Origin of the sequence: Leptothoe sp. PORK10 BA2, from assembly GCF_034932105.1 — a bacterium.
Lineage (GTDB): Bacteria > Cyanobacteriota > Cyanobacteriia > Phormidesmidales > Phormidesmidaceae > Leptothoe.
This window is the reverse complement of record NZ_JAYGIG010000142.1, coordinates 14,794-30,664: the sequence shown is the minus strand read 5'-3', so window position 1 is coordinate 30,664 and position 15,871 is coordinate 14,794. Positions and strand designations below refer to the sequence as shown.

Annotated in this window: 9 protein-coding genes; 2 read left to right on the top strand and 7 right to left on the bottom strand. The window is 52.0% G+C overall.

The features are described 5' to 3' along the window. Nucleotides 1-197 precede the first annotated feature (197 nt). The 3 genes from VB741_RS22945 to ubiG form a co-directional block, all read right to left on the bottom strand. Nucleotides 198-1,193: a 2-hydroxyacid dehydrogenase gene (locus tag VB741_RS22945; RefSeq protein ID WP_323367545.1), complete on the bottom strand. Its 996-nt coding sequence runs from the start codon at nucleotides 1,191-1,193 to the stop codon at nucleotides 198-200. Between the two features lie 320 nt (nucleotides 1,194-1,513). Continuing rightward, on the bottom strand, nucleotides 1,514-4,852 hold the full coding sequence (locus VB741_RS22940) for an NACHT and WD40 repeat domain-containing protein (RefSeq protein ID WP_323367544.1): 3,339 nt from the start codon (nucleotides 4,850-4,852) through the stop codon (nucleotides 1,514-1,516). Nucleotides 4,853-5,023: 171 nt separating this feature from the next. Beyond that, nucleotides 5,024-5,758 carry a bifunctional 2-polyprenyl-6-hydroxyphenol methylase/3-demethylubiquinol 3-O-methyltransferase UbiG gene (ubiG, locus tag VB741_RS22935; protein ID WP_323367543.1) on the bottom strand — a complete coding sequence of 245 codons (735 nt, stop codon included), beginning with the start codon at nucleotides 5,756-5,758 and terminating at the stop codon, nucleotides 5,024-5,026. A 19-nt stretch (nucleotides 5,759-5,777) separates the two neighbouring features. Here ubiG and VB741_RS22930 point away from each other — a divergent pair, with 19 nt between their 5' ends. Further along, on the top strand, nucleotides 5,778-6,512 hold the full coding sequence (locus VB741_RS22930; RefSeq protein WP_442786437.1) for a TIGR04283 family arsenosugar biosynthesis glycosyltransferase: 735 nt from the start codon (nucleotides 5,778-5,780) through the stop codon (nucleotides 6,510-6,512). Here the strand turns inward: VB741_RS22930 and VB741_RS22925 are convergent. Beyond that, a complete protein-coding gene (locus VB741_RS22925; RefSeq protein ID WP_323367541.1) occupies nucleotides 6,494-7,198 on the bottom strand; it encodes a DUF547 domain-containing protein in 705 nt (234 codons plus the stop codon). The two genes, VB741_RS22930 and VB741_RS22925, sit on opposite strands and share 19 nt — an antisense overlap. Nucleotides 7,199-7,257: 59 nt before the next feature. Further along, entirely contained in the window at nucleotides 7,258-8,730 is a 1,473-nt protein-coding gene (locus tag VB741_RS22920) for an aminotransferase-like domain-containing protein (protein ID WP_442786436.1), read from the bottom strand. A 172-nt stretch (nucleotides 8,731-8,902) separates the two neighbouring features. Here VB741_RS22920 and VB741_RS22915 point away from each other — a divergent pair, with 172 nt between their 5' ends. After that, nucleotides 8,903-9,205: a hypothetical protein gene (locus tag VB741_RS22915; RefSeq protein WP_323367539.1), complete on the top strand. Its 303-nt coding sequence runs from the start codon at nucleotides 8,903-8,905 to the stop codon at nucleotides 9,203-9,205. A 252-nt stretch (nucleotides 9,206-9,457) separates the two neighbouring features. On the opposite strand, the gene VB741_RS22910 is transcribed toward VB741_RS22915, so the two are convergent. Continuing rightward, nucleotides 9,458-13,522 carry a glycerophosphodiester phosphodiesterase family protein gene (locus VB741_RS22910; protein WP_323367538.1) on the bottom strand — a complete coding sequence of 1,355 codons (4,065 nt, stop codon included), beginning with the start codon at nucleotides 13,520-13,522 and terminating at the stop codon, nucleotides 9,458-9,460. A 416-nt stretch (nucleotides 13,523-13,938) separates the two neighbouring features. Next, a complete protein-coding gene (locus tag VB741_RS22905; RefSeq protein ID WP_323367537.1) occupies nucleotides 13,939-14,958 on the bottom strand; it encodes a sulfotransferase family protein in 1,020 nt (339 codons plus the stop codon). Nucleotides 14,959-15,871: the final 913 nt, after the last annotated feature.

Genomic DNA, 15,871 nt, shown 5'->3' with positions numbered 1-15,871 from the left:
CTGGCAAGCGTTTACTCATTTTCGCATTCAGCATGAAACTGAACGCCTTTATCCACACCGAAACCTACTCGGTGCAGTCGATTGGCCCCTGTTTGCTTGAGTTAGAGCGCGAGACCGGTTACGCCCTATGGCTACATAATTTTAGCCACACAATTTTATATAGCCGTCAGCTATCGACTTATTCACTTAAAGCAGATCTATGGGGCAATGACCTCATGGTTACAAGGACGGCCTATTTCTATATCGGTCAGGTTAGACAGGGTAGTTTCGGCAATGTTGTGCAAGGCTTCTTGGGTAAAGAAGCCTTGGTGGGCGGTAATCACCACGTTGGGAAAGGACTGTAACAGCTGGAATGTGTCGTCCTGAATAACTGTGTCGGACAGGTCTTCAAAAAACAGCCCCCCTTCCTGTTCATAGACATCAATGCCAAGGTAGCCCACCCGGCCCGACTTAATGGCTTCGATGACGGCTGGAGTGTCGATCAGTCCACCCCGGCTGGTGTTGATCAGCATGGCTCCGGGCTTAAGGTGTTGCAGGGACTGGGCGTTGATCAGGTGGTGGGTAGCAGGCAACAACGGACAGTGTAGGGAGATGATATCGGCGCGACTGAGCAGTTGGGGCAGTTCCACATAGTCCACCCCCAGTTCGACACAGGCAGGGTTAGGTTGCACATCGTAGGCCAGCAACTGACAGCCAAAGCCGTTCATAATTTGGGCAAAACATTGGCCGATTTTGCCAGTTCCTACCACACCGACGGTTTTGCCATGGAGGTCAAATCCTAGCAGTCCGTCCAAGGAAAAGTTGTCGTCCCGGACCCGGTTGTAGGCGCGGTAGAGCTTGCGGTTGAGGGTCATGATCAGTCCCACGGCGTGCTCTGCCACGGCATAGGGGGAGTAGGCGGGCACCCGCACAATGGTCAGGCCCAGCTCTTTGGCCACAGCTAGGTTGATGTTGTTGAATCCGGCACAGCGAAGGGCGATGACTTGGGTGCCGGTGGTTGAGATGGCCCGCAATGTCTCTTCACCCAAGTCATCATTAATAAATACACACACCGCTGGAAATCCTGACGCGAGGGAAGCTGTCTCCGGGGTTAAACGAGGCTCAAAGAAGGTGAGTTCGTGACCGTAGGCCCGATTGATTTCTGTAAATGAGCGTTCATCGTAGCGTTTGGTGTTAAAAAAAGCTGTTTTCATTGCTAATGGATAACTGATTGAGACCGGACATAACAACTTTGGACTGCCGCCATGGGTTTCCTCCGCAACAACAAGCCAAGTTGCATGCTTACGGGAGTTGCGGCCCAATCCGCTTTTAGCACCTTAACTATCCACAGTTTCACCTGGTTCAGTTACTGCCATAACTTAGCGAATCTCCCACCCCGTAGAACCTAATTTTTCTTTAAGTTTCTCTAGTTGGTAGTTCTTTAGAATGGCTGAACTACCGAAGCGTATGGGATTCAGCCCCCAACTCCCCGCTAGGCTCATAGGCCCCTGGTACTGCCAAGGGTGAAAAACCACTATCCATCATTTTGATCAACTGCCCCCATCAGCTTCAGCGCCGTGCGTTGCCCCACCGTTAGCCCCACCACATCCGTCATATCCATCCCCACACACACCCGCTCATCGATCACCAGCAAACAGTCCCCCGTGGCCACATCCCATAGCCGAATCATATTGTCATAACTCCCCGAGGCCAGGCGCTGGCCATCCGGGCTAAACGCCACCGACAAAACCGTATTCGCATGGCCCGAAAGGGTGCTCACACAGTCCCCCGTCTCAGCCGACCACAGCTTCACCGTCTGGTCAGCACTCCCCGAGGCCAGGCGCTGGCCATCCGGGCTAAACGCCACCGACCAAACCCCATTCGCATGGCCCGAAAGGGTGCTCACACAGTCCCCCGTCTCAGCCGACCACAGCTTCACCGTCTGGTCATAACTCCCCGAGGCCAGGCGCTGGCCATCCGGGCTAAACGCCACCGACAAAACCCCATTCGCATGGCCCGAAAGGGTGCTCACACAGTCCCCCGTCTCAGCCGACCACAGCTTCACCGTCTGGTCATAACTCCCCGAGGCCAGGCGCTGGCCATCCGGGCTAAACGCCACCGACCTAACCGCCCCTGAATGACCGGAACAGATCAGAACAACTTGACCAGTTTTCACTTGCCAGATCTGTAAAGACCCTTTACTATCCCCAATGGCCAACTGCTCTCCATCGGGACTAAAGGCCACTGAGTAAACAGTACCCAGCACCTTAGAAAAGAGACTTTCTGCCAGGTGAGCCCCTTGGAAATTAAGCCGACGGAGATAGGTTTTTGTAAAGTCTACCCCCCGCAATTTCACTTGACTCAAATCACTGTTGGATAGGGCATGGGGCGTCTTGGCCAACATCAGTTGGGCAATATTTCCGCCCAGATACCCCACCTCTTTAAGGGTTCTCTCCCGAGTCGCCCACAACAATGGCAACAGGGTTTCCCGCAGCGTTGAGTCAGGCAACATGGGATGGGCCAAATCTAGCACTGCTTTTGCCAACTTTGCCTGACTCAACAGTGGCAATAGGTGATCTATGGATTGACTAGCAAACTGGGTCAGAGGAGCCATCGGTTTTGGCCGACCATCGTCATCGCATCCCCGCTTAAAGTAAGCATCCCAGCCATAGGCCTGGGGAGCACCCTGACTTAAGTTAGACTGTTGCCGGGCCACTGCCGTAAAGTCTTCCGCCATGGCTCCTAAAGACGCCACAATCTTATAGGCCACAAAAAATTCCAACAGGGACCGATGGGCCGGGCTATAGTTACCATCCCCATCCCGGATCAGCATGGTTTGTCCCGTCATGTCATAGCGCCAGTGATCCAGGTCTAAATCTTCCTGTACCCGCTCACCAAACATTTGCTTTAATCGGTCTGGAAAAGCAAGATAGTTGAGACTCATGCGATCCATCGAAAGCATTTCCCAGGACAACTCACACAGAAAGTAAAGTTTGTCTGCCAAGGAGGTAAACGTCCGCTCACTGGTAATATCGTTCTCCATTTTGCGAGTCACCGCATAGAGATAAACCCGCGACATATCGATCGGCTTACCAGCCTCAATCTCCGGCAACGCTTCTAAAATTAGCTCCACCATTACCGGACGTCGCGCTAAATCCAACAATTGTGGATTGTCCATTACTTTGCGCACCGTTGCCTCTTGAGTCTTACGCCCCAACAGCTGAGCAATCTGTGAATCATTAAATTTCTCTAGCTCCAACACCTCAAATTGGGGTGGCTCCCCAGTCTGGTTTGCAGTTGAGGCTTTTAATTTTGCATTTAATAGCTGCCGTCCCTCAATGGCATCTGGAAAGTGTTCTGTGCGGCAGGTCAAAATTGCCTTTGACCCTGGCACCACCACCTTAGCCAGTTCCCAAAAGTTATCAATCATGGCCTGACGGTTGACCCGCGCCGCCATCTCGTCAAATCCGTCAAAGATCAGCAACAGTTTCCCCATGCGGTTCAACCGATCAAAGACAGAATAGTTCTTTAAAACCTCATGCTGCCGAAAAAAGAACTCTGAAAATAGAGATTCCACCGTCACCGACTTGGCATAATCCCGCAAGGGCACCACAATGGGCACCCGTGGACGCTCTAACCCACGATTTTTCGCATCCTGATATCGCTGTAGGGCCACCCAGGCATAGTGCAGCGTAAACCAGGTTTTACCCGTACCAAACTCACCCAAAATCGACAGATGTTCCTTCGCTGGGTCATCCAACCACTGATCCACATAGCCATCGATCCAGCCATCTTCTTCGCCATAGACACTCACCCCAATCTTTTGCTGATTGACAGGATCCAGCTCATCTTTGCGACAGGCCAGGGGCAAATACTCCGTATCCACCTTTCGGGTTTTAATATGTGCTTCTAACCATGCCAGATACTTACTAAAGTCAGCATCCTCATCCAACAGTTCATCAAAGGTATAACAACTGATATCTGCATAGATCTCCTCCTGCTTTACCGCCTCGCGGACGGCTTTACTGACCCGCCGGTTGCCCACCAGCCAACCTTCATTGGCACCCGTTGTCTCAATCTGTTGCTGAAACGCTTGCAGGTCGTCCATGCCTACTTCCCCTGCCACCCCACGGACCAACGTGCGAGATACCTTCCGCCGAGTCAGAGGAAAGTTAATGAGCCATTCAAAATAATCCAGCTCCCAAACCTCATAGTCCGGGTCGCGGTCATAGTCCAGCACATCAAACCAGTCCCCCAACTGACGGGCCAGCTCGGCGGCATGACTGGTCTGGGCGGCGGCTGGCAAAGCCAGAGTTGCAGTGCCAGCTAACTGATTGACCTTTTGATTGATGGCCTCCAGACTCGGCAACTGCTGCATCTGGGTTTGAATTTCCTGCAACTGCCGCTGTAGTCTGTCAAACCTGGTTTGCTGCTTTTGTTCCGCCCGAATTTCCTTGACAGAAAGGGTTTCTCTTAGCAACTGCATAAAGACGCCAGCAAAGGTGGCTAGCTCCCGTCGCGGATCCAGAGTAGGCAGCTCATTACCTAACTTATATTGAGCAATTTCTTCACCTTTCCGTAGCCATCCCTGGGGATCATTCTGACGGTAGGCCGTCTGAAAAACATCCCTGACTTCCTTGGCCTTAAAAAACTCAATCAGCTGTCTAGGCTTACCCTGGCCCACCTCATCAAAGGCATACTGCACCACTGTGTGGGCATAGATATCTTCAAACTTTTGCAGCGCTTCAATATCATCTAAACCAAAGCGTTGAAGCAGTCGAATAACGCGCTCATTGCGGCCAACCTTTTCGTTGATGCCCGAGGCTTCTAAAACAGCATCAATAACTTTTTCGATCAAGAGTTCCTTTAGCATGGAAAGTCTAGGGTCAGGAATGGGTTAGTTGATAACGGCAAGCCGCCTTTTTGCCATTATGCAGACCATTTCCCCCGTTAGCTGCTGTATAGGATATTTCCAGAATTCGTTAAGATTAACCCGGCCTGCTCTCAAACCCTGGCTGAGGCTGACACGGTTGCAGCCTCGGCTTTATCCCCACTGGGCTGTGCCGATGTACATCACCCGAGTATCCTGATCAAATCGCACCCGAAACCCACCGGTTTGCCAAAAGTGCATCAGGTTAGTCATCTGTGCCCAGGGTTGACGACCAAACAGGTCAAACCCTTGCATCGTCACCTCAGAAAACCCAGCTTGCTGCAGCAGTTCCTCCAACTCCTCTGGCCTAACAAACTTCTGCCAATCATGAACCCCTCGGGGAATTTGCCGTAGCACATCTTCCAGTAGCCAGATCATGATCCAGTGCGATCGCAAAGTACGATTAATCGTATCAAAGCAAAATAGCCCCCCTGGCCGCAGCACTCGGCCAATTTCCATCACCGTCGCCGCCGGACTCTCCACATGCTCCAGCACATCCACACATACCACCACATCAAAGCCATCATCCCCAAAGGGCAGATTTTCCCCCACCCCCACTCGATAATCAATCGTCAGCCCCATGGCCGCCCCATGGTCTTTTGCCACCTGAATGCAGGCCGCTGACTGATCAATGCCCGTAACCACCGCCCCCCGCTGGGCCAAAAACTCACAGGTATATCCACCCCCGCAGCCCACATCCAATACCCTCAGACCATCCCACTCAGGAATCGCCCGATCAAAATACTCAAACCGCAGGGGATTCATCTTACTCAACGGAAAGATGGTCGCCGTCTCGCTCCACCACTGGGCCGCCTGTTGATCGTAAAATGCGAGATTATTGCGCTCCATAATATTCGTGGCAGTATCCTTGGCTCAGGTTTCCATCATTATCCCAGTATTAAACGAAGCCTGCTGCCTGGGCCGCACCCTGCGACATCTGGACATTCTGGACCCGCCCGCCCATGAAGTCATGGTCGTCGATGGCGGCAGCACCGATGAGACCGTGGCCATTGCCCAGGAATGGGGAGCTAAGGTAATCTTTGCTGACCGACCGAGCCGGGCCGGGCAAATGAACCTGGGGGCCCAACTGGCCACTGGCGACATTCTATGTTTTCTCCATGGGGATACCCGAGTGCCGGACGATGTAGTCATGCTCATGGTCACCACCTTGGTGAATCCGGCCATTGCCTGCGGCGGCTTTATTTCTGTTATGGCGGGGCAGCATACTACCCGTTGGGGCATCTCCCTACACAATAGTGTTAAAACCCACTACGCGCCCCTGTTGTTTCGGCCCCATCGTTACTTTCGAGACCGGCTACGAATTCTGTTTGGGGACCAGGTAATGTTCTGTCGGCGAGCGGACTTTTGGGACTGTGGCGGCTTTGATGAAAGGTTATCGATTATGGAAGATGCGGACCTGTGTTTGAAGCTGTCTCGCCTGGGCCGGATTTACCAGGTGAATCGATTGGTGCAGTCTTCTGATCGCCGAGTAGCCAAATGGGGACCGCTAAAGGCGAATTTAATTTATCTGGCCATTGGCTTTTTGTGGGGTATGGGTGTGCCTGGCCCATGGCTCAAGCGGTTTTACGCAGATGTGCGTTGATTTAACTCCCAACTGTAGGGCAGGTAAACCACGACCGCAGAGGCTGGTATCTGGGCAGCGGTGTAGTAGCGATCGCAATATTCCACAATAGACTCTGCCGCCGTCAGAAAATCGGCTTTGTACCATTTGAAAATTTTGCTGCAGTACAGCGTTTGGCTAGCCGCGTCGTAGCGGACTTTGTCTGGGTTATTGATGAAGCGATCGCAATCCCCATCCAACTGCTCCGTCAGCTTATCCGGTAGGTAAGCTTCAGCTCTCAACCATGGGCAACCAATGGAGGCACACACCAGGGCAAAGTGAATGCGCGGATCGAGAAACCGCTGGCGCAGGATATCGTGCTCAATATTATTCAGACTCACCGATTGACCATTCAGGCTATAGACCGTTTTAGTGAAAAACCGCAGAAAGGCTGGCCAGTTAGGCACGCCCAAAACCCGAGGCCGAATGGACGCGATCGGGTACTGCTGGAGCACTTGCCTGATGGTAAGGGCGTTGTAGAGGTTTAGAAGAGTTGCGATCGCCTGCTCCTTTGACAATTGTTGCAGATCCACGCTGCCCATATCCATGAGCCACTGTTCTAGCTCCGGCAATGATGCTTGCTGCCAGCGGTCATAGGCTACCCGACCTTGGTCATCCACATAGGTTTGCAGTAGCTTGTCCCAACTAGAAAAAGTGAGTTGGTTCATGGTTCCGTCTCTTTCCCTCTACTATCTTTTTCTTTAATTATCTTTTCCTCTAATCCAAGTCAGCTGGCCAACATTTTGCGAGCCAATTGTTTTTTCGCTAAATATCCGATGGTTTTCATCGCTTGTTCAATCTTGTCCGACCAGGGTAACCCCGTATTCAACCGAAAACAATTTTGATATCCATGGGATGCAGAAAACATGGGACCAGGGGCAATACTAATGCTGTGGTGTATAGCCTCCTCAAACAGCTCTAGGGCATCAAATTCACCAGTAATTTCCACCCAGAGCACATGGCCTCCCCTGGGCCGGGTAACCCGCGTCTCAGGGGGGAAATAATCCAGAATTGCCTGGTGCATCCGATTCATTTGCTGTTGATAGGCGTGACGCAATGTGCGCAGATGGCGATCGTAACCCCCATTGGCAAAGAATGCGGCCACCGCCAGTTGTGGTGCCGTGGCCGTCATGTGGCTGACAACAACTTTCAGATGCTCCACCTGCTGCTGATAGCGTCCCGGAATACACCACCCCACCCGCAGTCCAGGGGACAGGGTTTTACTCACCGAGGAACAGTAAATCACCCGCCCTTCCGTATCAAAAGCCTTGATGGCCTTAGGACGACTGCCGTCAAAGCTCAGCTCGCCATAGACATCGTCTTCAATCAGGGGAATGTCGTACTGATTCAGGAGTTCCACTAGGGCCTTTTTTTTGCGATCGCCCATGCAGCTGCCCAGGGGATTACTAAAATTTGATACCAAAATGCAAGCTGCCACCGATTGATTTTCCAACGCAGATTGAAACGCGCTTAAGGAAATCCCATCCTGGGGGTGGGTGGGTAGCTCCAGCGCATTTAACCCCAAAGAATTCATCGCTTCTAGGATGGCATAGTAGGCCGGTGACTCAATCACAACCGTATCCCCAGGTTGGGTTACGGTGCGCAGGGCCAGGTAGTAGGCCTCGGTTGCCCCCGCCGTGGCCACAATCTGATCCGGTGAGATGGAACAGCCCGCATTGAGCATGCGTTTGGCCACTTCTCGACGCAGGGGTTCGCAGCCGGGTACCGTTCTGTAGGCATGAACCGCTAGTGGATCGGCCCGCATCACCTGCCCCATCAGCCGATTTAGGGTGTTGAGGGGAAAATTTTCCATTCCCGGTACGGCTGCACCCAGGTGAATCATCCCAGGGGCAAGGCCCATCCGTAGCAGCCGCAGCATCAGGGAAATATCCACAGGACGCACCTGGGCCGGGGGGGCCGACTGGGAGGGTTCGTCTGGCAGTGTGGTTGTTTTAACGTAGTACCCCGACTGGGGACGAGCCACAATAAAACCCCGGTCTTCCAATAGGCGGTAGGCCTCCAGCACGGTGGACATGCTCACCGATAGCTGTTGCTTGAGTTTGCGGACGGACGGCAGACGATCCCCTGGGGCCAGGGTGCCTTCCCGGATCAATGCTTGAATGCGATCGGCCACCTGTTCATACAGGTTTTGGTCCGTGGTGGTAAGCGGAGAGAGCTGAGGGGCAATGGTGTTGGCCATGGTTGATCCATCCTGATCCAGAAACGGTACCCGCACAGTTGAGCGAAAAAGAACCGGTACAGTTTTAATTTGCTCAACTGTATCCATAGCAATTTAGCTCAATTGCGTCTGTTCTGGTGATCTTTTTTTAGCCAAAATAGAGTCCTAAGCAACTCGCATGGAGTTAAGGCAAATGAAATTTCGACGTCGGGTATCGGAACCCCAGGTGATTATTCTGGATGGATATCTACCAGCAAAACAACAGTCTTGGGTAGGAAATTATTGGCAGCGGGTGGCAAAAGGTCTTTCGTCCAAGTCCTTTTGGGATTCTGTTTTGAAGTTAGCAACGGGATCTTCTGAACCTGTGATTGAACAACGAGACAATGGCGAAGGTCAGACTGTTTACAGCATCTATGATCCCATCACTCAACAACAAGTAGACGGGCTATCGGAAGCTGAGGTCCGCACCTGGCTTGAACAGCGATACTATCAGTAGTTCATAGCCGTAGATCCGGTTTATTTCCCAAGCCTAAAACAGGAAGAATACTGCCTATAGGCCGATCGGCTCGACCTGTTTAAGTGACTTGTTATTGACCATACAACCAGCTCTCCTAACTAAAATCGGGTCGGTGTGTAGAACAATGACACACCAACCCGATTTAAATTTATGCCCGGCTTGCATTCAGGACGATGGGTTTTCTGTAAAAGAAATTACAGCTCAAACCGACCGTCCTGGACATCAGAGATTTTAAGCAACCAACCGATTAAAGGATGTCTCATCCAAAGTGGTTGTTACGGACTGGAGCACAGCCAGGGTCTCTCCACCCGTATTCAATAGCAAATCGTTGCCTTGAACCGTTTGGGTAATGGCTCCGAAGCTCAACTCACCGAGCAGACCAATGGCATCGGTACCTACTTCAAAGTCAGTGATGAGATCAGTGCCATGACCTACCGCCAACGCAAAGGTGTCGCGCCCCTGACCACCAGAGACGTTATCCCCCGTTAAGGTATCGTTACCGATACCACCGTGGAGCAGATCGTCGCCATCGTCACCCCAAATTTGGTCATTACCTTCATCCCCAAATAGCAGGTCGTTGCCGCCCTTACCACCGATGCGGTCATTGCCCGCACCGCCAAAGATGGCATCATCTCCCCCTTCGCTACCTTGGGCATTCCGGCTATTGAGGTCACCCCGCAGCACATCATCCCCATCCCCACCAAAGATGGAGTCAGAGCCTAATCCACCCGCAATGATATTGTCAGCAATGTTCCCCGTTAGGTCCTCATCACTAGCGTCCCCGACGGTGTCTGCAGGGTTTAAGCCAGCAATCCCCAGTCGAGAATCCAGAGCCAATGTCTGATCTAGCCCTAGGATAATAACTTCATTGTTATCAATTGTTTGACCGCTGAAGTCACGACCGATGGAGAAGGGATAGTTGTTATCATTGGCCACCAGGATACTGTTCTCGTTTAGTACCAGAACATCCTCAATGGTGACAAAGGGGAATGTGAAGGTGGTTTCACCATCGCCATTGAGATCATTCGGATCATCAATGTTTAAGAGGTCAGCTACTTCCGTCTTCTCAACAAATCCGTCCTGATCAATCTGGGACAGATCCACCTTAAAGATCTTCTTGAACTCGGCTCCCGCAGCCTGACCACCGTCGCGCTCGATCACGAGAAACTCATGGTCATTAATGGGGGTGAAATCCCCAATGGCATGGTTGGTAGCATCCATCTGATAGAGACCCACAATGCCTGTAAATGCACTGCTGGCCACATCAAATTCATAGATCCGCAAGGAACCGGCGGGATCGCCAAAGACGGAGCCCTCTAGGAGAGGATAAAGGGTCTGACGGTCGGGGCTAAAGGCCATGCCTTCGAAACCGCGAGAACTGCTTAGGTTGGCAAACTCTTCAGCGGTTTCGTACTGTTCGACGATAATCCGTCCAGTCTCAGGGAAGTCGGTGAAGAAGCCATCCACACCTAGTTCAATCAGCTGTTGGAACTCTTCCCCGGCGGTTTGGGGAGTGCCATCAGGATTTAGGGTGAGGAACCGCTCCTCATCCCGCAGGGTGTAGGGGTGAACCTGTAGACCGGCAGCGTGGGCAAAGTCGATCAGAGGGACGATTTCACCGGTCAGCTGGGAGGTGATTTCAGCTACGCCATCACCGTTTCCATCCACCGGTGTGCTGATGGGCTCCCGCAGGAGGATGTTGTTTTTCCAAGGGCCAAGACCATCGGCATAGCTGCTGATTTCAACGATGGCTTCAGCATTGGCTAAGGAATTGTAGCCAGGATTTTCAAAATCCAGGAAGGGCAGTAGATCACCGTAGATGGCTGCTTTCTCCGCATCGGATAGGCTAGCATTGGCCACTAGGTCATAGGGCACGGAGAAACCACCGCCGCCCTCGTTGATAAAGCTGCCCTCGATGTCACCAAACAGCTGTACCAGTTTGAGGCTATTTAAACCAGCTGCGGGCAACAGATTGTTGCGCAGGTCTAGTAGGTTAGCAATCTCAAAGGACTGGATAAAGATGCGGTTGGGATCGGTAAATCCAGTGTCCACCAGGGTTTGCACTAGGGGTTCTTCCAAGGAGAGTCCCTGTTCGTCAAAGAACGTGGGGTGCTTGGTCTCAGGATAGATGCCAATGTTGCGACCTACGGCGGCGCTGGCTTCTTCCACCAGGGCAATGACTTCGGCCAGGGTGGGAATCTCGAACTCACCGTTAAATTCTTGATTGCGGTAAGGCCGGGACTGCACCGCCCGCAGCTGCTTGATCTCTGCCAGGGTAAAGTCCTCGGCAAAGTAAGCGGTGACCTCTTCCCCATCGAGCATTTTGGTGGACATCCGCTCAGGGCCAAACACTTCGGCCACGTTGGTGGTGTCATCCAGCATGGGTTCATGGCGGGCGATTAAGACACCGTCGGAGGTGATGACCAGGTCAGGTTCAACAAAGTCGGCACCCTGGTAAATGGCGAGACGATAGGCTTCTAGGGTGTGCTCGGGGAAATCGCCGCTGGCACCCCGGTGGCCGATCACCAAAGGCGTTTGGCCATTGAGGGTATTGAACTTAAAATCAGGATTGTTGGGGGAACGCACCTGATCGGAGGTGAGCTTGTCAACGACGGGATCACCGGTACGGGGAAAGTCGGTGAAGAAGCCATCGGCCCCAATGTCGACTAGCTGTTGGAATTCTTGCTCCGGGGTTTGAGGGGTGCCATCAGGATTTAGGGTCAAGAAGCGTTCTTCATCCCGTAGGGTGTAGGGATGTACCTGTAGATCGGCGGCATGGGCATCGTCGATAAAGGAGGTGACTTCGCCTGTCAGCTGGGTGGTGATTTCGGCTACGCCGTCACCGTTGCCATCGACGGGGGTAGCTAGGGCTTCCCGCAGCAGAATATTATTCTTCCAAGGGCCTGCACCTTCTGCATACTGGTTGCTGATCACCTGCAAAAATTCAGGACTGTCAAGATCGCTGTAAACAGTGGTAGCCGATAGGGGATTCTCCGCTGCAGCTAAAAAGTCGGCCCCATAGATGGCTGCTAGATCATTCCCTTGCTCCACATTAAAGCGGATATCGTAGGGGGCAGAGAAGCCGTCAGCCACTGGGGCATCGGGTAGGGTGTTGCCGTAAAGCTGCACTAGGGGAATGTCGCCGATACCGGCGGCATCGAGCTGTCCCTGGAGTTCAATCAGGTTCTGAAACTCAAAGGACTGGATAAAGATGCGGTCGGGGTCAGTGAAACCTGTTTTTTGCAGGGTTGCCAGCAGAGGCTCTTCGAGGGAGAGTCCCTGTTGCTCAAAGAAGGTGGGGTGCTTAGTTTCGGGATAGATGCCAACTTTGACGCCGGTTTCTGCTTCAACGGATTTCACCAGTTCAATTACTTCCTCAAAGGTGGGAATCTCGAACAGACCGTCAAAGGCAGGATCACGAAAGCTGCGGGACTGGACGGCTCGCAGCTGCTTGATTTCGTCTAGGGTGAAATCTTCGGCAAAGTAGGCGGTGACTTCTTCGCCATCCAGCATTTTGGTGGACATGCGTTCGGGGCCAAACACCTCGGCTACGTTGGTGGTGTCGTCCAGCATGGGCTCATGGCGGGCAATTAGAACACCATCACGGGTGGTGACCAAATCGGGTTCGATGAAGTCGGCTCCGGCTGCGATCGCAGCCCGATAAGCCTCTAACGTATGCTCCGGAAAATCACCACTCGCCCCCCGGTGGCCGATCACCAAAGGATCCTGACCGTTGAGGGTATTCAGCTCCACCGGATTTGGGGTGGCAATGGGAGCCTCTAGCAGGACACCTTCGCTGTTGAAGTGCAGTAGGTAAGGACCAAATTCTTCCCCAATCCAAATGTCGCCATTATCGTCAATTACAAATGACTCAATATCAAAGTCAGCACCCGTTAGCAGCCGCTCAGACGTGTCCCCATTTTCAATCTCAAATGGGATTAGCCCGTTGCGATCGCTAAGACTAACAAACCCTTGAATCTCAAAACTGCCGTCACCCCCTTGACCACTAAAGCTAGGCTCAGCTTGGTAGATTCTCAACAAATAATCAGCACTATTGCTTTCGCTACCAAATCCGTTGTCAGAGAGAAACCAAAATGTATTGCCTGCGCTATCGGGAGCAAACTGTACACCGCTAAATCCTTGCACTGGCTGCCCATCGAAGGGGCCGTTGCGACCATTGCCAGAGATTGGCTGAATCCGATTTACAGCATCGACCCGCCCATTGTCTGCACCAGACGGAGGGCCTTCAGCGAAGGTGTCGGCTGGTAGAGAAGCAAATCCTTTTAAGGTAACCATCTTCACCCTTGAATGATAAGTAAATAATTGTTCACAAGACGAACAGGTCACTTTTTAGACAACAAAAGAGTGACCATCTCAATATTTTTTCTGGATTATTCACAATCCCCCTCAGCACTATCTCAGAGGTAGGTTAACAAAACATTTTAATCTCATTAACTAGAGATTGCCGCCGCATTAAATCACCGCAAAAAAGGCAGGTGGTTTCAGATCTGGCACCTGGCAAAGAAGCTTTTATTCGTCTTGGATTTAAAGTCGCAAGGTTAACAGAAGCAAACTCCACTCCACTCATATCTTGTGTTTTACAATCTTCTACCTAGATTTTTTGGATGTGTCTGCATGGCTGAGGAGGGTCTTCTGTATCTTTGCTGATTGTTTATGGACCGCTGGCCCTAGGTCGCCCCAACGCAGGCCATTCATCGGTTTGCCATGCCAGCCTTATAACCCAGCCGCACCAGCTGTTCTCCAGCAATCTCATCACACAAATCCAACTCTGCCCCAGACAGCTGGTCCTGCCAATCCCCCACTGAGCCTGACCGAACATACTGTCCCTTCTCCTTTTTGGCTACTCGGTTAATGTCCGCCGCCGCCACAATGGCTTCTACCTGTTCTGCATTCCAGTCCAGGTTGGCGAATGCAAAAATCTGTTGCAAACTTCTCTCCGGGTCAGCCTTGAGGGCTTCGTATCGCACCGTATGTATCCGAGACTGGAAGCTAGGTCTTGCCCTAATGGCTTCTCCCCATTCAACATATTGCTGCCATTGGCGAATTGCACCCGCTGTCCCCAGCCTAGCCCATGATTCTTGCTGGGCTAGGGCATTGTAAGACACACAGACATCCCGCCCATCGCGAACCATTTCAATAATCCGGGCTTCTGGGAACCGCCACAGGATTTGCTCCCCATAGCGAATGTGCATCGGTGTCTTTTCTAACATCGTTTGCCCCGGTTGCCCATGGCGCTCAAAAAAACGGTCAAACATGGCTGCAATCAATTCTTCTGCCTGGTTCAAACCATGATTAGTCTCTAGTACCTCAAACCGGATTGCGTTGACCAGTCGGCACAGCTCGTCATAGTTGACTAAACTGTGTAACCCGTTGCTATCGGGTCGATTTAGAATTCGATAATCTCGCAAAATCCCTGGCCAAATGTCTGCGGGTTTAAACCCAAACAGGAGTGGTTTTAAGCCATAGTGCCGCAAAATTCCTTTCCATTCTTGCAGTCGTTGTTGCCAGGTCCATCGGGGCAGTTTCACAAATGGCTCATACACCAGTCGGTAAACATGGGTTTCCCTGGGTACTGCCACCACCTTAGGGTGTTGGGCAATGAGGGATGTGACCCAGGATATGCCCGACCGGGGGCAGCCAACGACAAATAGCTTGGGACAGGGCGCCAATTGACCCATCTCAATTGAATTGCTGACCGCTTGTGTACGCATGGTTAAGGATTAAATATAGTGTCTGTCAGGTTAGTGAGGCCGATGGATATATCCGTGACAGCCTTAAGCAGCAATAGCTAGCCCGGAGGATTTGCGATCGCTGGCTCATATCAATTTCCGTATACATGTCAGTATTCACCGCTGGTGTGGGCACGACCGGATAGATCGCTTGGACCGCCCACTGGGCGCAGGTGCGGTAGTGGCCATGGGCGACGGCCTACATCGTAAAGGGCCTGGATATTGAGCAACTGGCAGATGCGTTTGAGGGTGGGGTGTGTGGTGGTATACCTGGGTGCGATCGCTACCGCCAGATCGTTGCCGTTTGGCTAGGGGCAGCACTGGCTCCAACTCCCCAATGGTGAAAAAGTTGGGAATGCATTGTACGGGGGACTGGGTCCATTTGGCTCAGGTTTGCTAAAAGGCCACATTATGGGTCATCACCCCATCCGCCCCTTGGGCGAATCCACGAGATACTTGCCGCAGCAAAAAAATAGGACAGCGAATCTGTTTATACCGTGGGATCGGCAGTTCATGAAACATCACGACAATCCGTTGTCCCTACTTTGTTCGTTTCGATGGGCAGTTCTTTCCACTGACAGCCCAGGTACAAGAATTTCAAAATATAGTTGAAGATCGTGTGCAAAGAGAGCTTCGGCTGAGGGCCGCAACGCCCAATGTACAGGTGGGACAAGACAAATTCATTAAACTGTTCTACGGTCAAAGACGTGGGAGTCCCATGCCTGGGTTGAGAATGTATCTTTCTGCATATCGACTCATCATATCGACTCATCCTCTTGCCGACCAGCGCTAGGTTCTCCGTAGCTCATTTTATTCGGCATCGTAAACCTGAACTTTTCTGAACCTCTAGTTCCTACTTTTTATACTTTTTCATACTGGCAAACTTGGAATATAC

Bases quoted from the DNA above. Each gene is read 5' to 3' on its own strand.
- VB741_RS22915 (WP_323367539.1), top strand. From the start codon at position 8,903: ATGAAATTTCGACGTCGGGTATCGGAACCCCAGGTGATTATTCTGGAT.
- VB741_RS22925 (WP_323367541.1), bottom strand. From the start codon at position 7,198: ATGAACCAACTCACTTTTTCTAGTTGGGACAAGCTACTGCAAACCTAT.
- VB741_RS22940 (WP_323367544.1), bottom strand. From the start codon at position 4,852: ATGCTAAAGGAACTCTTGATCGAAAAAGTTATTGATGCTGTTTTAGAA.
- VB741_RS22910 (WP_323367538.1), bottom strand. From the start codon at position 13,522: ATGGTTACCTTAAAAGGATTTGCTTCTCTACCAGCCGACACCTTCGCT.
- VB741_RS22945 (WP_323367545.1), bottom strand. From the start codon at position 1,193: ATGAAAACAGCTTTTTTTAACACCAAACGCTACGATGAACGCTCATTT.
- ubiG (WP_323367543.1), bottom strand. From the start codon at position 5,758: ATGGAGCGCAATAATCTCGCATTTTACGATCAACAGGCGGCCCAGTGG.
- VB741_RS22920 (WP_442786436.1), bottom strand. From the start codon at position 8,730: ATGGCCAACACCATTGCCCCTCAGCTCTCTCCGCTTACCACCACGGAC.
- VB741_RS22905 (WP_323367537.1), bottom strand. From the start codon at position 14,958: ATGCGTACACAAGCGGTCAGCAATTCAATTGAGATGGGTCAATTGGCG.